The sequence below is a fragment of the Hymenobacter sp. HSC-4F20 genome (genome assembly GCF_019599275.1).
GTDB lineage: Bacteria > Bacteroidota > Bacteroidia > Cytophagales > Hymenobacteraceae > Hymenobacter.
On record NZ_JAHZTD010000001.1, the window covers coordinates 2,250,008 to 2,267,580 of the forward strand.

The following is a 17,573-nucleotide window of genomic DNA, read 5'->3' on the forward strand; positions in this document are numbered from 1 at the left end:
GCACCATGGACAACGTCTTTCTGCAACATAATATTCTCTACGCGCGTGGTCACCAGAAAATGCAAAGTAGTGAGCATTACTTCCCAGACCATGCGCTAGGCATTATGTTATCCGGTGAGTCACAGTACTTCTCAAACGAGGGTTCGTTTGTTATGAAAGAAGGCACCATCTGTTTGATGCGTCGGAATGAATTATTTAAAAAACGAAAACAAGCTGGGCCGAATGGAGAGCCGCCTTCGTTGATCAGCCTCTTTCTTGATCAAAAAACCTTACACCATTACGCAACTGAAAATAGTATTTCGAAGCAAAGTGCGTACAAGGGCAGCGCGATGCTTGATCTAACCAGTAATGCGTTCTTGAAAGGTTTTTTTGATTCCCTTTTACCGTATATCGATCATCCGCAAAGATTGAGTGCAAAAATTGCGGAGCTTAAAACCTATGAAGCAATTGAACTATTGCTTCAGACAGGTGATGTCTACCGAAAATTTTTATTCGATTTTCAGGAGCCACACAAGATAGATTTGGAAACGTACATGAATCATAATTTCAAGTACAACATTCCATTGATATCGTTTGCGAAATTGGCGGGACGCAGCTTATCTACCTTCAAAAGAGATTTTAGAAAAATATTTGATACGACGCCGGAAAAGTGGCTGCAGCATAAGCGCCTGGAACAAGCGCACTATCTCATATCGCAAAGAGAAATGCGCCCCTCAGAGGTGTATTTAGAAGTTGGGTTTGAAAACCTGTCGCACTTTTCTTTTGCTTTTAAAAAAGCATTTGGCCTCACGCCAACCGAATTGACGGAAGAGCATAGAACTACCGGGTGCTAACGAGAACGAGGCTATTGCATCGCCAACTGCCTAACTCGTCACAACTTCTGCGCTTATATGACCAACTAGACGTGGCCATATTTACCCCACGTCACGAGCCCCTCCCTTATTCAGCAGACCGCTGCCTGTATGCAGTGGGTATCCTCCTCGTGCATGTCCTCTTCTAGTCAGGTTTCTGCGGCGCGTGCTGCCCGGTTTTGGGCCGCCCGTCGGCATGTGCTGCAAACTATTGGCAGTATTGGGGGCGCGTTCGTCGGGGTCCTGCTCACCCTGGCCCTGCTGCTCTGGGTGCCGACTCGGGCCCTGCTGCCCCTGGCCCTAATCGGACTGCCCATTGGCTGGGCGCTGGGCGTACTCGAGGTCCTCGTTTTTCCGGCGCTGGTACAACGCCTGCCTTTGCGCCTTGCCACGGCCCTGCAAGGCGTCGGGCATGGCCTGCTACTACTGCTGCTCTACGGTGGTTTTCGCCTCATCGCGCACTATTTGGCACTCCCTCACCTCTGGACGGAGCCAGGCAGCGCCCCTGCTGAACCGTGGCGACGGGTATTACTAGTCCCGCTTGTCTATGCTCTAACGGTCTTGGTGACTACCCTGCTACGACAATTACTACAGGGTATGAGCCGCCGCCGGCTACAGGATCTGCTACGTGGGCGTTATCAGCAGCCGGAAACCGAAGAGCGCATTTTTCTCTTCGTCGATCTGAAAGACTCGACGCACTTGGCTGAGCTACTCGGCAATGACCGTTACAGCCGCCTCGTATGCGACTTTTTCCGGGACGTGAGCCCGGCCATTGCGGCTTCCCGCGGGGAAGTGTACCAGTACGTGGGCGATGAAGTCGTGGTCAGTTGGCCCGCCGCGACGGGGCGGCAGTATGCCAGCTGCCTGCAGTGCTTTTTCGAGATGCAGCGGGCCATTAATGCGCGGCATGAGGCCTACCAGGACGCATACGGCGTGGTGCCCGCGTTCAAGGCCGGGGCGCACGGCGGCGTAGTGACGACCGTACTCGTCGGTACGCAGCATCGGGAGGTAGTTTACCATGGCGACGTGCTCAACACCACGGCGCGCATTCAGGCCCAGTGCAATAGCCTCGGCAGCCGTTTCCTGATTTCAGCCGCCTTACGTCAACAGCTGGGGGAGCAGCCAGAATTTCAGTTTACGGCGCTAGGCGGACAAGCCCTGCGTGGCAAAGCCAGCACAACGGAGCTATTCGATGTGCAGGTCTATCTACCTCTTCTGTGAGGAAGCCCTTGCTATGTCCTCATTTTCAACAGAGGATACGGCATAACGACAAATATACCAGAGTGTTACCAGTGGTTGTCTTGCGCCATGGACCAGCAGTTGACGGACGCACCGTGGGCTCGGTTGGTGGTTTAGGCGGGTACCAGCACTGGGCAAGGGCGCAACAATCGCCAATTCGTGGAAGCCGTGCTCTGGTTGGCGCGCAACGGCGCCCAGGGGCGGGCTTTGCTACCGGAACGCGGCAACTAACACACTACATACATGCGCTTCCAGCGCTGGATGGCCTCGGGCATATGGTAGTGCGTATTCAACGCCGTACAGGACGAGGCTGCTTTACACTCGCTGTTGGTGGACTCTAATGTCTTTCCCAACCCCTGTCGTCCGGCGCTTTGCTCAGGATTCCAGGTGGTTCTACAGTTATTTGCACTTTACTACTCACGCCAGCTTGTTGACAGGATGCGGGTTGTTGCTATTGTGCGTGCATTGGGCAGAAAACTCCGCTTAGCCAGGCTTGGCTACCCTGCTTCGCTTACCAAAAGCCGTTCCTGTAGTTGCTGCTTAGCGCTGGTGCGTAGCACCGGGTTATCTAGCCGCAGTACCTCCGTTAGCGTGAGCAGTTCGTGCAAAGCCGGGTCCTGACGGGCAGCCAGTACGGCCCCAGGGTACAAGGGCTCAATGGTAGCCCCCCAGGCTGGGCCATCGGCGGTAGGCCACACGTAGGTTTCGGGGGTAGCAAGCCCGCCTTGTTTGGGTAGTAAGATGGGCAGGCCTTGTTGATGCGGACCTAGCTCGACTGGAAACACGCACGGTAGGCCGTGCACGAGGAAGCGTAACAGCCGCGGCCGGTTAATAGTGCGGTGTTCAGGGTGCAGCAGTCGGGCAAACTGACAGCGGCGTAGCGCGTCGGATACTTCGGCCGGACTAAGCCCCAATGCCGCTGCTAAGGCTTTACCTTGCCAGTTAAGTTTTTCCAGTAAACTGATTTTCAGCAGCAAAACGACGTCCTGCGGCCGCATTCCGTGGTGCTTGCGCATACTTGAGGAAGGAAGAATTCAGAATTCGCAAATCCTGAATAAGAGGCTAGAAAGTCAGCAGTAAGGCGAAGGTAGAAAAGCATTCCTAACAATCTTAACTTTATTTGAATTAATTCTAAATAAGGTTTGCACGTCACTTGGGGTACTATACATTTGCCACTGTTTAGAACATTTCTAAACAATAACAGCCTACCCAATGTCTTTTGCATTGCCGGATGGCTGCTGCTACCCCTGGCAAATGCACCGCTTCTCTTCCTCAGCTTTCTTGTTGGTTCTGGTGGTAAGCCCGGCGTTGGGAATGGCCCAGCAGCGGCCTGCACTGGCTGATACTAGCGCCCAGCACTTGCGGCTACGGGAGGTGGTAGTAACAGCTACCCGTACCGAAAAGACCCTGACAGAGGTGCCCATTCCGGTGACCGTGGTTAGCCGACAGCAAATTCAGGCGATGGGCGCTGTGCGCCTAACGGAGGTACTGGGGGAGCAAACCGGCCTTAACGTAGGGGCCGACCACGGCCGCGGTGTGCAGATGCAGGGCCTTAACCCGGAGTACACGCTGATTCTGGTAGATGGCGAACCGCTAATTGGCCGCACGGCGGGCACCCTGGAACTCTCGCGGGTGGCCGTGGGCAACATTGAGCGGGTAGAAGTGGTGAAGGGCCCGGCTTCAGCCTTGTGGGGGTCTGAAGCGCTGGCGGGGGTAGTAAACATCATCACCCAGAAGCCCCAACCCGGCACCCGCGGCGAGGTGCGCCTACGCTACGGTGCCAACCGCACTGCTGATGTGGGCGGCACCTTCAATTACCGGCACAACCAACTAGGCCTGACCGTATTTGGCAACCGCTACAGCTCCGCCGGCTACACCTTGCAGCCCGCCAGTGGGCAGGCCACCGTGCCTCCCTTCACAAACTACACCGGCCAGAGTCGCCTTTCCTACCAGCTCGACGACAAGACCACTTTGAGCGTTTCGGGGCGATACTTCATTGAAGACCAGGCCAGCAACCTGCCGATTACTACAGAAGGCGGACAAGTAGCCCAGGTTGGCTTGAAGGCCCGTCAGCAGGACTTCAGCCTGAACCCATCGGTTACGCGCTGCTTCTCCGATAAGCTCTTCGGTACGCTACGCTTCTACCACGCCGGCTACCGCACTAAGGAAGACTACACCTATACCGCCGACGGCACGCCCTACGACGCCAGCTATTTCCACCAGACCTTCACCCGCCCGGAAGCTCAACTCGACTGGCGCCTGCACCCCAAACACACGCTTACAGTAGGGACGGGCTACCTCTGGGAATCCGTGGAAGCCACTCGCTACGACCAGCGCCAACAGATGCGCTCGGCCTACGGCTATCTGCAGGATGACTGGAGCCCGCTGACCGGCCTGAACCTGGTGGCTGGGGTGCGCTACGACGGCCACAGCCAGTACCAAGGACAACTTAGCCCGAAGCTTTCGGGGCGCTACCAGCTTCGGCCGTGGCTGGCCGTGCGGGCCTCAGCGGGGCGCGGCTTCCGGGCTCCTGACTTCCGTCAGCTTTACCTCAACTTCTCGAACCCGGCCGTGGGCTACAGTGTGTTCGGCACCCATCAAGTGCGGGAAAAGGTGGCTCAACTGGCGGCTCAGGGCCAACTAGCCCTCGACCCGGCCACGGGGCAGCCACTTATCAATGCGCCCCTGCTGGAGCAGGCCAGCAGCCTCACGGCTGAAAGCTCCCGGGCCTATAACGCTGGCCTGCAGCTCGACCCTACCCCGAAACTCCGCCTGACTGCCAACTTTTTCCACAACGACCTGCGCGACCTGATTGAAACCGCCGCCGTGGCTCAGAAAACCAATGGGCAGTCGGTGTACTCCTACCGCAACGTGAGCCGGGCCTACACCCAGGGGCTGGAAACCGATGCCCGCTACCTGCTACGTGCCCACTTAACCCTGAGTGCCGGCTACCAATACCTAGTGGCGAAGGACCGCAACGTGGTGACCCAGCTGAAGAACGGCTCCATCTATCGCCGCGATCCGGAAACACTGGAAACTACCCGGCTGAAAGTGGCTGACTACGGGGGCTTGTTTAACCGCTCCCGTCACATGGCCAACGTGAAGCTTTTCTACGACAATCAGGCCACGGGCTGGTCGGGCAGTGTGCGCGGGGTGTACCGGGGGCGCTATGGCTTTCAGGACCGCAACGGCAACCTGATTCTGGATACCGGCAACGAATACGTAGCGGGGTACTGGCTCTGGAATGTGTCGGCGGCCAAAGCCTTCCGCCAGCGCTACACCCTGCAAGCCGGCCTTGATAACGTGCTGAACTACACTGACCCGGCCTACCTCAGCACCGTACCCGGCCGCCTGTACTACGCCAGCCTGACGGTGGCTCTGGGTTCGAAGTAGCCCTTTCCTCCTTGTCACTTCATCACCTCATTTCTTCACTTCTTTCCTTATGAACCAGCTGTTCTCCCGCTTCGCATTGCTAACCCTGTCGGGCGCGGTCCTTACCCTCAGCGCCTGCTCCAACGATGACAACGACGATAACGAGGTAAAGCCCGCCGAGGCGCTGAAAACCGAAACGGCCAGCAACCTGGGCCCGGCTCCGACTTCTACTACCCCTCCTACCGCCGGCCAGCCCGGCACGCCCCGGCACTACGCCTTCTACAACCTGGCTACCAAGAGCGAGGTGCCCTACACCGATTCGGCCACAACCAAGTGGGACATTGCCGTGCGCACTACTACCATCCTCGTGAACGGGGGCAGCAGCGGCCCCGGGCAGGGCGGCGCCATCGTGCAGGACGGGTTGTTTTCTGAAATAACTGCGGCGCCCGCTACGGGCTATAACGTGGATTCGCGCACTGCCTACGCTATTCCTACGGGCTCGGGCAAGGGCTGGTACAATTACAACTCCACTACCCACGTCGTGTCACCGATTGCGGGCAAGGTGATTCTGCTGCGCACGGCGGCGGGCAAGTACGCCAAGCTGGAAATCGTGAGCTACTACAAGGATGCACCGGCCTCCCCGACCGGAACCGAGCCCCGAGGCTACTACACCTTCCGCTACGTGTACCAGCCCGACGGCAGCACCAACCTGAAATAAGTCCGGCGCGGGCGACCCGGACCACCGGGCCTGCGGGGCTAGCGGCCCGCCGGGTCGTCCGCTGTCGGCACAACTTTTCCTTCTGCTTCTCTTTCTCTATGACACGCCTTTTTTCTTTCCTGCGGGCTGCATTGGTAATGGCTCTGCTGCTGTCCGGGCGCGCTGCTTCGGCCGCGCCTGCTTCTCCGCGCATTGTGTCGCTCAACGGCACCATCAGCGAAATTATCTGCGCCCTCGGCCGCCAGCCGCAACTGGTGGGCGTTGATGTAACCAGTACCTACCCCGAAGCTCTCACCAAACTGCCCAAGGTGGGCCACAACCGCAACATTTCAGCTGAGGGCGTACTGGCCCTGAACCCCACATTGGTGGTAGGTACCACGGAGTCGTTGAAGCCGGAAGTGGCCGCCCAACTGAAAGCCGCGGGCATCACGGTACAGCTATTCAAGCAAGACTACTCGGTGGCCGGTACCAAGCAGCTCATCAAAGAAGTGGCGGCTTCCTTCGGGGCAACGGCTCAGGTGCCCGCCGTAACGGCTAAGCTGGATGCTGATTTAGCGAAAGTGAAAAAGCCGGCCGCCGCGCCGAAAGTGCTCTTTATTTATGCCCGGGGCGCAGGCACTCTAATGGTAGCGGGCCAAGGCACTTCGGTGGAAAAAGTGATGCAGTTGGCCGGTGCCCGCAATGCCGCCACTGGCTTTTCCGACTTCAAGCCTCTGACCGCCGAAGCCTTGGTAGCCGCTAACCCCGATGTGCTCCTGCTTTTCGATAGTGGCTTGCAGAGCCTGGGCGGCAAAACCGGCTTGCTCCAGATTCCGGGGGTAGCCCAGACCACGGCGGGCCGCACGGGTCGGGTAGTGGAAATGGATGGGCAACTGCTCACGGGCTTCGGGCCGCGCCTGGGCCAGGCCGCCACGGAGCTAGCCAGCAAGCTGAAGTAAGGCCTTCCCGATGACAACTCTTACGCAAGCGCCACCTGCGCCTACCCTATCCGCTCCCCCCAAACCTAGCGTGTTTCGGCTGGCCGCCTCGAAGCGCCAGCGCCTGCTCGTGCCTGTACTGGTGGTGTTGCTGCTGGGCACCGTGCTGGTAGGAGCCGGAGTGGGGGCCGTGGCTATTCCGGTGCCGGCTCTGCTGGGCATTCTGCTGCATAAAGCTGGGCTGACCTCCGGGCTGGCGTTTGAGCCCCAACAGGAAGCCGTGCTCTGGGCCATTCGGTTGCCGCGGGTGTGCCTGGGGGTGCTGGTGGGGGCGGGGTTGGGCTTGGCCGGTGCCAGCATGCAAGGCCTTTTCCGCAACCCCCTGGCCGATACAGGCTTGATTGGCATTTCGTCGGGCGCTTCATTGGCCGCGGTAGCTACCATTGTGCTGGAGGTAAAGCTGCTGGCCGTGTTTGCCGGTTTAGCAGCCATCCGGGAGGCTTTGGGGTTTTATCTGCTGCCGGTGGTAGCATTTGCCGGAGCCTGCGCCACCACGTTTCTGGTGTACCGCATTTCGCGGGAGGGCGGGCGCACGGTGGTAGCTTCTATGTTGCTGGTGGGCATTGCCATTAATGCGCTGGCCGGTGCTTTCACAGGGCTGCTTACCTACGTAGCCACCGACGAGCAACTGCGCAGCATCACATTCTGGGGGCTCGGGAGCCTGGGCGGCGCCTCCTGGCCCACGGTGCTGCGGTTGCTGCCGTTTCTGGTCCTACCCCTGCTGTGGCTGCCTACCCTCGGTAAACCCCTGAACTTGCTGGCCCTGGGTGAGGACCAAGCTACCCACCTGGGTCTGCCCGTGGCCCGGCTTAAGCGCCAACTCATCGGCTTGTCAACGTTGGCGGTAGGTGCGAGTGTAGCTGTGGTAGGTGCCATTGGGTTTTTAGGGCTGATTGTGCCCCACCTGATACGCCTGGTGGCTGGCCCCGATAACCGCCGGGTGTTGGTGGGCTCAGCGCTGGGCGGTGCCGTGGTACTGGTGCTGGCCGATACGCTGGCCCGCACCCTAGTGGCCCCGGCGGAGCTTCCTATCGGCATCCTGACAGCCTTGCTGGGTGCCCCAACTTTTCTCTGGATTTTATTGCGCCAGCGCCGCCAAGCAGCAAGGTAGCCGAACCCATCGGAGCCCTACCCCCTGTTTCTGCTCAAACCGCCATCGGGTGTTCCGCTCCCTCACCCCCCGGATTCTACTACCCTGTCAATTTCAGGCCGAAGCAAAGCAGGCGCTTGCAATTGGCCCCTGTCTTCACTACCCCTCCCATCACCTCTAACCTGTCACTCCCCACCTTTCATGTTCGATGTCGAGAACGTAACCTATCAAACCGGTCGGAAAACCCTGCTGCAACAGGTTTCCTTTCGGGCCCGCCCCGGCGAGCTATTGGCCGTGGTGGGGGCCAATGGGGCGGGAAAATCTACGCTGCTGCGCCTGCTCAGCGGCGACCTGACGCCGACCCACGGCACGGTGCACTTCGATGGGCAACCTTTAGCGGAATGCCCTGCCCCGGCCCTGGCTAAGCGCCGGGCTGTGCTCACCCAACAGCACACACTGTCTTTGGCTTTTCCGGTGGCGGAGTTGGTCATGATGGGCCGCTACCCTCACTTTCAGGGCCAACCCTCCGCCCACGACCACTGGATTGTGGAAGCCGCCCTGAGCACAGTAGGCCTCTCCGCGCTGGCAGCTCGCAGCTACCCCACGCTTTCGGGTGGGGAGCAGCAGCGGGCCCAGCTGGCGCGGGTACTGGCTCAGGTGTGGGAAGCGCAACAAGGCTTTCTGCTCCTCGATGAACCTCTGACCGGCCTGGACCTCCACCACCAGCACCACACCCTGGATATTGCCCGCGACTTGGTTTTGCGCGGCTTTGGCGTCATTGCTGTGCTGCACGACCTGAATCTGGCGGCCCAGTACGCTGACCGTATTTTGTTGTTAGCCCAGGGCCAACCGGTAGCCTACGGGGCACCGGCTCAGGTGCTCACCTGCGAGAATATTCACCGCGGCTTTCAGATTGATGTGCAGCTTTTGCCGCACCCTCACCTTAGCTGCCCGCTCATTGTGCCCTGCCCCCGCCGGGCCGTGTAGCGCTTTTCTCATCTTCTCATCCAACGCTTCTCCTTTCTCATGGAAACGCTCACCTCCCCCCTCTCGCTGGCCGAACGCTGGCTTACCTACCAGCAGGAAAACCCCAAAAGCCGCATCCGCGACGCAGCCCGCGCCCTGGGCGTCAGCGAAGCCGAGTTGCTGGCTACCCGCTGCACCGGTCATGCCAACTCGCCCGTCACCTTCCTGAGCGGCGACTTCCGGGAGCTGCTCAAGCAAGTGCCCACCCTCGGCCGCGTGATGGCCCTCACCCGCAACGACAGCGCCGTTCATGAGCGCAAGGGGGAATACCAAAAAGTATCGTTCAATGGCCAAATGGGCCTGGTGCTGGGCGAGGACATCGACCTGCGCCTGTTCATGAGCCACTGGCAGTTCGGCTTTGCCGTGGAGGAGAATGGCCGCCGCAGCCTGCAGTTTTTCGCCGCCGATGGGGAGGCCGTGCACAAAATCTACTTGCTGGAAGAAAGCAACCAGGCGGCGTATGAGGCGCTGGTAGCGCAGTACCGGGCCAGCTACCAGCCCGCCACGCTCACCGCTCATCCTACCTCCTCGCCCACCACTGAAGCAGACGACGACGCCATTGATGCGGAAGGCTTCCGTGCGGCCTGGCGCACCATGACGGATACGCACGAGTTTTTCGGCCTGCTGCGTCAATATGGGGTTACGCGCACCCAGGCTCTGCGCCTGGGACCACCAGAACTGCTGCGCCAGCTCGATCCGCAGGCCATCGACCAGGCCCTGCGCTTGGCCTCGGAGCAGCAACTGTCCGTCATGATTTTCGTGGCCAGCCGGGGGTGCATCCAAATCCATACGGGACCCACGGAGCGCATTGTGCCCACTGGCTCCTGGCTCAACGTCCTCGACCCCGACTTCAACCTGCACCTGAAGGTAGGCGACATTGCCCAGGCCTGGGCTGTGCAAAAGCCCACCGCCGACGGCATTGTGACCAGTGTTGAACTCTACGACGCGGCTGGCAACAACCTGCTACTCCTGTTTGGCAAGCGCAAGCCGGGCGTTCCGGAGCTAAGCGCCTGGCGGGAGCTGGTGGCAGCGCTATAAATTCTGAAGTTCTTCTTGAAAAGGCCTAACCGGCTAGGTTAGGCCTTTTTGTTGTGCCCCCCTGATTAGTCCTCTGGTAATTTGCCACGCCTCATCAACACATCCAACGCTACACTAGACGCCTCAACAAACATCAACCATTCAGAAGTAGCTAAGCCTATTGATTCTTTCTCTATCATTTGATCAGTTACAACGCTGCTAAAGAGGCTCCACGCATCATCAACCGCATTAAGCGCTACTTTTTCATCTAGCGTATAGACAGGAGGCTGAAACTGATACACATATAAAGTGGACGGAGACAAAACGAAATCCTGCCACATATAAATTATTTCTGTCAACCCCGGCATCTCATCCGCCTGATATTCGGAAACCATCTTGACGTACTCAATAAGCAGATTTCTTATCCTCTGTTCAATAATCTGAGGTGATGGTTTATCTGTATTCATATAGCTATTGAATCATGCCCGACGATGAAAAGAAGGTGCACAAACTAGTATCAGTTACTGATAACCGAATAATTAGAACTCTCACTCCTGCCCGGCTGTCAGCATATCCTACCCCTGGTTTTATCGTAGAAGTCAGACCGTCGCGAAACGATACCACGAGATATTCCAAAATGACAATCTGTCACGAAATAAAGGCATTTCCCTGGCTGGTACGCGTCTTGTAATTCCCCCGGTGCGAGTGATTCGCAACCAGTATCTGACACCTCAACTCCTAATATACAACCATTCACATGGGCAAAATAATCGGTATTGACCTCGGCACCACCAACTCGTGCGTGGCCGTAATGGAAGGCAACGAGCCGGTGGTAATTCCGAATAGCGAAGGCCGCCGCACGACTCCCTCAATCGTGGCGTTCCTCGATAACGGTAAAGGCGAACGGAAAGTCGGTGACCCCGCCAAACGTCAGGCCATTACCAACCCCAAGAATACACTGCAGTCGATTAAGCGCTTCATGGGCCGCGGCTTCGGCGAAGTGACCGAAGAAGCCAAGCACGTTTCCTACGAGCTGGTGCGCGGTTCCAACAACACGGTAGCGGTACAAATCGGCGACCGTCAGTACACGCCCCAGGAAATTTCGGCCATGGTTCTGCAGAAAATGAAGCAGACCGCCGAAGACTACCTCGGCACGACGGTAACCGAAGCCGTTATTACGGTTCCGGCTTATTTCAACGACGCCCAGCGCCAGGCTACCAAAGAAGCCGGTGCCATTGCTGGCCTCGATGTAAAGCGCATCATCAACGAGCCTACTGCTGCTGCCCTGGCTTACGGCCTCGACAAAAAGCACAAAGACCAGAAGATTGCCGTGTACGACCTGGGTGGTGGTACCTTCGATATCTCGATTCTGGAGCTGGGTGATGGCGTGTTCGAAGTACTGAGCACCAACGGTGACACCCACCTCGGTGGCGACGACTTCGACCAAGTAATCATCAACTTCCTGGCTGAAACGTTCGCCAGCGAGAACGAAGGCCTCGACCTGCGCAAAGATGCTATGGCCCTCCAGCGCCTGAAAGAAGCCGCTGAGAAAGCCAAAGTAGAGCTGTCTTCTTCGACCGAAACTGAAATCAACCTGCCCTACGTAACGGCTACCGCTTCGGGCCCGAAACACTTGGTAGTAAAGCTGAGCCGCGCCAAGTTCGAGCAGCTGGCTGACTCGCTGGTGCGCCGCTCGATGGAGCCTTGCAAAAAGGCTCTGCAAGACGCTGGCTTGAGCACTTCCGACATCGACGAAGTAATCCTGGTAGGTGGCTCGACCCGTATCCCCCGCATTCAGGAAGAAGTAGAGAAGTTCTTCGGCAAGAAGCCTTCGAAGGGTGTTAACCCCGACGAAGTAGTAGCCGTAGGTGCTGCCATCCAGGGTGGTGTACTGACCGGTGAAGTGAAGGACGTACTGCTGCTCGACGTAACCCCGCTTTCGCTGGGTATCGAAACGATGGGTGGCGTGATGACCAAGCTCATCGAGTCGAACACGACCATTCCGACCAAGAAGTCCGAGACCTTCTCGACAGCTTCCGACAACCAGCCTTCGGTAGAGATTCACGTACTGCAGGGCGAGCGTCCGCTGGCTTCGCAGAACCGCACCATTGGCCGCTTCCACCTCGACTCGATTCCGCCAGCACCCCGTGGTGTTCCGCAAATCGAAGTAACCTTTGACATCGACGCCAACGGCATTCTGCACGTTTCGGCCAAAGACAAAGGCACCGGCAAGGAGCAGAAAATCCGCATCGAAGCTTCGTCGGGTCTCACCGACGCCGACATCGAGCGTATGCGCAACGAAGCCGCTGCTAACGCTGAAGCTGACAAGCAGGAGAAGGAGCGCATTGAGAAAGTTAACCAAGCTGACTCGATGATCTTCCAGACTGAGAAGCAGCTGAACGAGTACGGCGACAAGCTGAGCGCTGGCAACAAGACAGCCGTTGAAAATGCCCTCGCCGACCTGAAGAAGGCCCACGAGAGCAAAGACCTCGGCCAGATTGACACCGCCATGGCCGCTATCAACGCTGCTTGGCAGGCTGCTTCGCAGGAAATGTACGCCGCTACCCAAGGTGGCGCCGACGGCCAGCCTGGTGCTGACGGTGGCAACCCCTTCGGTGGAGCCGGCCAGCCCGGCGGCAACGGCCAGCAAGGCCAGCCGCACGACAACGTGACGGACGTTGACTACGAAGAAGTAGGCAAGTAAGTGCCGGAACATTTGACTACTAAAAAGGCCCGGAGCGCTGCGCTCCGGGCCTTTTTAGGTATTGCTCGGCCAATAAGCCGAGGCTAGGATAGTTGCCGGAGCCATGCATCGGCCGCGGCCTCATCCTCGAACAGTCGATAGACTAGCCCCGATTCGCGGGCCTCGTTCATTACCAGGTTCATGGAGAGGCGGGCGAACACGTCGTGGGACAACAGGACGGCTCCGTAGTACGGCTGGCCGGGTGAGGCAGCTTTGTTAAGCCAGTTTTCGGTAATCCAGCTACGCTCCTCCTGCGTGAAAGCCGTCATGTTGCGCTGGTCGCCTAACACCTTATACCACCCTCGGCGCTGCAACAGCTCCCGTGCCTTCGTCAGGTATACTTGCATGTCTTCAAACTTGCGCTTGCCAGCACCATACTGCACAACCAGGTATCCGCTCGGGTGCTCTAGCAAGCGCCCAACGGGGTTTTCAAAATATAGCTGTACCTGACCAGCAGCATGGAAAGAAGACATAAGACGCACAGAAGGGAAAGAAGGGCGGATGTGCCAACACCGGCTCGGGGGCAGTAAGCTAGTTACTCATTTTTTTCATGTAAAAATTGCGTAGCAGAACTGTATACGCATTTTTTATACAAAATCCGCGTATACTCCTGACCTTGCGCAGCCTCGTTCCGGTAGCACCTAGAAGGAAACAACATGGCTGATTTTCTGATTATCGGGGCCGGCATTGGCGGGCTCACTACGGCGCATGCCCTGCTGCAACAGGGCCACCAAGTGCGCGTGTTCGAAGCGGCGCCGGAGTTGCGCGAGGTTGGGGCCGGCGTGGTGCTGGGAGCCAATGCCATGCGGGCGCTGCACCAGCTGCACCTGCAGGAGGCCGTCCTGGCGCATGGCTCGGCAGTAACGCGCCTGGACTTACGCGACCAGCAGGGTCATCTGCTGCAAGCCGCCGATACGTCGGCGTTTACTACCCGCCTGGGCTTCCCGAATCTGGGCGTGCACCGGGCAGCCCTGCACCAGGCACTCGCCCGCGGGCTGCCGTCGGGGCTGATAAAGCTGGGCTGTGCTTTTGAACGGTTTGAGGAAGAGGCAACAGGGGTAGTGGCCTACTTCGCGGATGGCCACGTTGCGCGGGCCGACGCCCTAATTGGGGCCGATGGCTTACGCTCCCGGGTGCGGCGCCAACTACTTCCCCAGACCGAGCCCCGCTATGCTGGCTACACCTGCTGGCGAGCGGTAGTAGAAGCCAGTCGGCTCCGGTTGCCCGTGGGCGAATCGTGCGAGACGTGGGGCGAGCGGGGTCGGCGGTTCGGCTACGTGCCGGTAGGCGGGGGCCGGGTGTACTGGTTTGCCTGCCTAAACAGCCCCCACCCTCAGAACCCGAGGCTGCGGGCGTTTCGGGTGGCGGACCTAGAGCGGGAATTTGCCGGGTTTCACGCGCCCGTGTCAGAGCTGCTGGCGCTTACCCGCGACGATCAACTGCTCTGGAATGACATCCTCGACCTACAACCGCTACGCCATTTTGCTTACGGGCACGTGCTGCTCCTCGGCGACGCGGCGCACGCTACTACCCCCAACATGGGCCAGGGAGCCGGCATGGCCGTGGAAGACGCCGCCGTGTTGGCCCAGTGCCTTACCGCAACCACCGATGTGCCAGCTGCCTTCCGCCACTTTGAGCAGCGTCGCCTCCTGCGCACTAGGCGCATTGTCACTACTTCCTGGCACTTAGGCCGCGTCGGACAGCTTGAAACCCCTTGGCTGGCTACGCTGCGCAACTCCGTGATGCGCCTGCTACCCCCGGCCGTGAGTCGAAGCCAGATGGCGTGGTTGTATCAAGAGCTATAGCGGCTTACTCACTTGGAATGGCGTACTGGGTAATCAGGCCCGTTGTATCTAAGAGGGCAAACCGCTGGCGGTCAAGGGTAGGCAGCACGGCGACGATCCGGCTTGCGCTAGTGTAAGTTTGCAGCGGCTTCTTGCTTGCCTTAGTGGCGGCGTACAGAGCCGCCGCTCTGCCGCCCGCTACTACCAGCTGGCCAGTTCCAACAAAGCACAGCAGGTCATCCTGCGGATCGGTATCAAGCAAGATGTGCTCCTCCTCTTTGCCCAGGTTACTGATAAGGCAGATGTCTTTGCTGGTTACAGCGGCAAACAGTGGGCTCGCCTGATAGGGAGAAATGACCAAGTCGCCAACAGAACCCTCGTACAGGTGTTCCAGCTGCACTGTGTCATCGGGCGCTACTTTCAGCAGGTACTCATTCAGGTAGGTGTAGTACTGCTGTCCGCGCGCAAAAATTGGCGCTGCACCGTACCCTTTCACCCCATCTACTACCCCTTCTGGGGTTGGGCATGGCACGGTTTGGATAAGCCCGCCCTGCATGGTGTAGTGCCTGCGTTGCAGCGCTGCCCCGTCGGGCAGAAGCGTTACCACTACATTGTCGGGCAGCATCCCCACTCCCATAACATTAGAAGGCAGGTTGGGGCTGAAGATGCACAAGGCCTCCTCGAAATGCTTGTTTCGGGCTAAGTACTGGGTAGCAAAGCCCGTTTGATGCGGGGCAAATAAGATAATGTTGGTGGTATGAAACGCATCGGCGTACAGCACAGGCTGACTGTGTGCCGAGAGTACGTCGGGCCAGGAGTAGTACTCGATGTGGCCATACCAATTGCCCCGGGCCAGGTGCAGGTGGTTGTCGCGGCGGCCCAGTGCCAGGAACTGGTTGCGGTGCGCAGTAGCGCTGTACCAAGTCACTTCAGGGGTAAGCTGCCAGGCTGCTGTTTTAGGTGTTGATGGCACACTTGGCTTTGGCCCGGCGGCCTGCGTAGTCAGGAACCGGCTACAATCGGCGGCTATCAACGGGTCGTTGGGCAGGAAGTTTGGCAGCAGGGAAAGGAGTTTCTGATTACCGACCTGAGCTTCCTGGCTGATGATTTCGTAGGCCACCTCGCGGGAGGTAGCCACGAAATCGGGGATGGTGGAGTACCGTTCCTTCACACTCACAAGCACGTGCAGAAACGCAGCCCGCCGGGTAGCCGGCGTGTGCTCCCGGTATAGCTCCCGTACGTGGGCACTAACTTCCTCGGCGGAGTCGGCGGCCACTACCTCAAAATAGTGCCGTAAACAGGTTTCCGGCTGGCGAGAGTTGTGCCAGCCCTGCAGCAGGGCGGCCTTGGCCCGGCCAGAAGTGTGCAGTTTGCGGTGCAGGAGGCGCGCCGCTTCGGAGTAGTTCTCCTGCGTAAGAAAGCCAGCGGCACCTAGCTCATACTGCTGAGCTGCCGCTCCGGGCTGCTGAAGCTGATCATATAGGTCGCCCGCTTTTTCGTGGTGGTTCAGGGTGGTGTATAGCTCGGCAGCTTCCAGCAGCAGACCACCCCGCTCCAGGCATCCAGCTGCGGCGACGGAGTTGTGCAGGTGTTCTTTGTGAAGGGTGGCGGCTTCGCGGTAGAACTGGCCTTGCTCCAGCGCCTTGGCTGCGGAATGGTAGTCGCCCAGCAGCTGCGCGTAGATGTAGGCCGCTTTCTTGCAGTGCCCCGCGGCCAATTCCTGCTGGGCCGCCCGCTGATACTGGGCCCGTAGCTGGTGTTCGTAAGGCCCTAGGTCCCAGCTATCCACCCGCTGCCCGCCCCCCAGCCGGCGTAGGTCGAAGGTGGTGTTACGGGAACCCAATCGGGCCGAAGGCGGCGCCGCACCCCGGTTGAGGTACGGCCCGCCGAGGGGAATAGCGTATTTCAGGGCTTCCTCCGGGTTGTCGCCAAACAAGCGTAGCAGCCGCTCAATTTCGCCCTGGCGCTTTTGCTCCAGGTTGGCTAAGTTACCGGCCAGCCAGTTTTCCAGCTTCTGCAGCAAACCGGGGCCGGCATTGTCTGCCCCACCCGCACCGGCACTGTGCGTTGTCCGCATATCGGCCAGGCCCGCCAGCGCCCCTCCTACCCCCTGCACTACCCGCAGCCCCGTTTTCAATGCTCCTTCCTTCAGGTAGTCCAGAGCTTTCTGCACGGGCGTGTCCTGCTCCTTCTCCTTTTTAGTTAGCTCCGTAAGCGGTTCCGTACCGATGGTTTCGCGCATGGATTCCAGCAGGTCGGCGGGCGGGCGGGACTGTACCCGGATGGTTTGCAGGCGAGGGCGCGCCGGCAGGCCCGGATGAGCCAGGTCCCAGCGGGTGGCGCGGGGAGCAGGGGTGTCCAACAGATCCAGCAGAGCTACCTCGTCTGCGGCTCCAAACCCGACCATACCGATGCTGGGATGCAGCAGCTGGCGGGGCCACAGCAGCATGGAGCTTAATTCCGCGGGGGTGGTTTCCGGCCATAGCTCAGCCGTTACGGGTACGTAGAGCCGGTTGGCTACCACCCCGTAAGGCTCCAGGCAGTCGGTGGGCATCGGGCCTTCCTTGAACACGACTAGCAGCCCGGCAGCCCGCAAATTCCGGATAGACTGGGGCACCACGTAACACGCCAGTTGCTCGGGCGCTACATTCCAGCGGCCCAGTTCCCGCAGCCACGCCCCTGGGTCGGGGCCGCGCAGAAAGGCCGCGCAGGCGGGGCGCTGGGCAGTTGTAGTGTAGCGGAGAGTGAGTTGCATA

At 59.1% G+C, this 17,573-nt stretch carries 14 protein-coding genes; 10 read left to right on the forward strand and 4 right to left on the reverse strand.

The features are described 5' to 3' along the window. The first annotated feature begins 5 nt into the window (after positions 1-5). On the forward strand, positions 6-833 hold the full coding sequence (locus K3G63_RS09585; RefSeq protein ID WP_220613808.1) for an AraC family transcriptional regulator: 828 nt from the start codon (positions 6-8) through the stop codon (positions 831-833). A 153-nt stretch (positions 834-986) separates the two neighbouring features. Beyond that, a complete protein-coding gene (locus K3G63_RS09590; RefSeq protein ID WP_220613809.1) occupies positions 987-2,072 on the forward strand; it encodes an adenylate/guanylate cyclase domain-containing protein in 1,086 nt (361 codons plus the stop codon). A gap of 515 nt (positions 2,073-2,587) precedes the next feature. Here the strand turns inward: K3G63_RS09590 and K3G63_RS09595 are convergent. Continuing rightward, positions 2,588-3,106: a hypothetical protein gene (locus K3G63_RS09595; RefSeq protein WP_220613810.1), complete on the reverse strand. Its 519-nt coding sequence runs from the start codon at positions 3,104-3,106 to the stop codon at positions 2,588-2,590. A gap of 196 nt (positions 3,107-3,302) precedes the next feature. Between K3G63_RS09595 and K3G63_RS09600 the strand changes: the two genes are divergently transcribed. The 6 genes from K3G63_RS09600 (at position 3,303) to K3G63_RS09625 (ending at position 10,311) form a co-directional block, all read left to right on the forward strand. Further along, complete coding sequence (locus K3G63_RS09600; RefSeq protein WP_220613811.1) at positions 3,303-5,483, forward strand: TonB-dependent siderophore receptor; 2,181 nt, start codon at positions 3,303-3,305, stop codon at positions 5,481-5,483. 49 nt (positions 5,484-5,532) lie between these two features. Beyond that, a complete protein-coding gene (locus tag K3G63_RS09605; protein ID WP_220613812.1) occupies positions 5,533-6,180 on the forward strand; it encodes an HmuY family protein in 648 nt (215 codons plus the stop codon). A gap of 98 nt (positions 6,181-6,278) precedes the next feature. Continuing rightward, positions 6,279-7,118: a hemin ABC transporter substrate-binding protein gene (locus K3G63_RS09610; RefSeq protein ID WP_220613813.1), complete on the forward strand. Its 840-nt coding sequence runs from the start codon at positions 6,279-6,281 to the stop codon at positions 7,116-7,118. A gap of 10 nt (positions 7,119-7,128) precedes the next feature. Further along, a complete protein-coding gene (locus tag K3G63_RS09615; RefSeq protein ID WP_220613814.1) occupies positions 7,129-8,268 on the forward strand; it encodes an iron ABC transporter permease in 1,140 nt (379 codons plus the stop codon). Positions 8,269-8,397: 129 nt separating this feature from the next. After that, positions 8,398-9,234 carry a heme ABC transporter ATP-binding protein gene (locus K3G63_RS09620; RefSeq protein ID WP_409070864.1) on the forward strand — a complete coding sequence of 279 codons (837 nt, stop codon included), beginning with the start codon at positions 8,398-8,400 and terminating at the stop codon, positions 9,232-9,234. 39 nt (positions 9,235-9,273) lie between these two features. Then, positions 9,274-10,311, forward strand: a complete 1,038-nt coding sequence (locus tag K3G63_RS09625; protein ID WP_220613816.1) for a hemin-degrading factor — start codon at positions 9,274-9,276, stop codon at positions 10,309-10,311. Positions 10,312-10,376: 65 nt separating this feature from the next. Here K3G63_RS09625 and K3G63_RS09630 read toward each other — a convergent pair whose 3' ends face one another. Continuing rightward, complete coding sequence (locus K3G63_RS09630) at positions 10,377-10,757, reverse strand: hypothetical protein (RefSeq protein WP_220613817.1); 381 nt, start codon at positions 10,755-10,757, stop codon at positions 10,377-10,379. Between the two features lie 290 nt (positions 10,758-11,047). Here K3G63_RS09630 and dnaK point away from each other — a divergent pair, with 290 nt between their 5' ends. Continuing rightward, positions 11,048-12,994 carry a molecular chaperone DnaK gene (gene dnaK, locus K3G63_RS09635; protein ID WP_220613818.1) on the forward strand — a complete coding sequence of 649 codons (1,947 nt, stop codon included), beginning with the start codon at positions 11,048-11,050 and terminating at the stop codon, positions 12,992-12,994. A gap of 83 nt (positions 12,995-13,077) precedes the next feature. Here the strand turns inward: dnaK and K3G63_RS09640 are convergent, their stop codons facing one another. Next, entirely contained in the window at positions 13,078-13,506 is a 429-nt protein-coding gene (locus K3G63_RS09640) for a hypothetical protein (protein ID WP_220613819.1), read from the reverse strand. Positions 13,507-13,689: 183 nt separating this feature from the next. Here K3G63_RS09640 and K3G63_RS09645 point away from each other — a divergent pair, with 183 nt between their 5' ends. Continuing rightward, positions 13,690-14,838, forward strand: a complete 1,149-nt coding sequence (locus tag K3G63_RS09645; RefSeq protein WP_220613820.1) for an FAD-dependent monooxygenase — start codon at positions 13,690-13,692, stop codon at positions 14,836-14,838. A gap of 4 nt (positions 14,839-14,842) precedes the next feature. On the opposite strand, the gene K3G63_RS09650 is transcribed toward K3G63_RS09645, so the two are convergent. Next, positions 14,843-17,572, reverse strand: coding sequence for a hypothetical protein (locus tag K3G63_RS09650; RefSeq protein ID WP_220613821.1), 2,730 nt, complete (start codon positions 17,570-17,572; stop codon positions 14,843-14,845). Position 17,573: the final 1 nt, after the last annotated feature.

Excerpts from the sequence above, each read along its gene's own strand:
- K3G63_RS09610 (WP_220613813.1), top strand. The coding sequence starts at position 6,279 with ATGACACGCCTTTTTTCTTTCCTGCGGGCTGCATTGGTAATGGCTCTG.
- K3G63_RS09650 (WP_220613821.1), bottom strand. The coding sequence starts at position 17,572 with ATGCAACTCACTCTCCGCTACACTACAACTGCCCAGCGCCCCGCCTGC.
- K3G63_RS09615 (WP_220613814.1), top strand. The coding sequence starts at position 7,129 with ATGACAACTCTTACGCAAGCGCCACCTGCGCCTACCCTATCCGCTCCC.
- K3G63_RS09640 (WP_220613819.1), bottom strand. The coding sequence starts at position 13,506 with ATGTCTTCTTTCCATGCTGCTGGTCAGGTACAGCTATATTTTGAAAAC.
- K3G63_RS09645 (WP_220613820.1), top strand. The coding sequence starts at position 13,690 with ATGGCTGATTTTCTGATTATCGGGGCCGGCATTGGCGGGCTCACTACG.
- dnaK (WP_220613818.1), top strand. The coding sequence starts at position 11,048 with ATGGGCAAAATAATCGGTATTGACCTCGGCACCACCAACTCGTGCGTG.
- K3G63_RS09625 (WP_220613816.1), top strand. The coding sequence starts at position 9,274 with ATGGAAACGCTCACCTCCCCCCTCTCGCTGGCCGAACGCTGGCTTACC.
- K3G63_RS09605 (WP_220613812.1), top strand. The coding sequence starts at position 5,533 with ATGAACCAGCTGTTCTCCCGCTTCGCATTGCTAACCCTGTCGGGCGCG.
- K3G63_RS09600 (WP_220613811.1), top strand. The coding sequence starts at position 3,303 with ATGTCTTTTGCATTGCCGGATGGCTGCTGCTACCCCTGGCAAATGCAC.
- K3G63_RS09585 (WP_220613808.1), top strand. The coding sequence starts at position 6 with ATGGACAACGTCTTTCTGCAACATAATATTCTCTACGCGCGTGGTCAC.
- K3G63_RS09630 (WP_220613817.1), bottom strand. The coding sequence starts at position 10,757 with ATGAATACAGATAAACCATCACCTCAGATTATTGAACAGAGGATAAGA.
- K3G63_RS09590 (WP_220613809.1), top strand. The coding sequence starts at position 987 with ATGTCCTCTTCTAGTCAGGTTTCTGCGGCGCGTGCTGCCCGGTTTTGG.
- K3G63_RS09595 (WP_220613810.1), bottom strand. The coding sequence starts at position 3,106 with ATGCGCAAGCACCACGGAATGCGGCCGCAGGACGTCGTTTTGCTGCTG.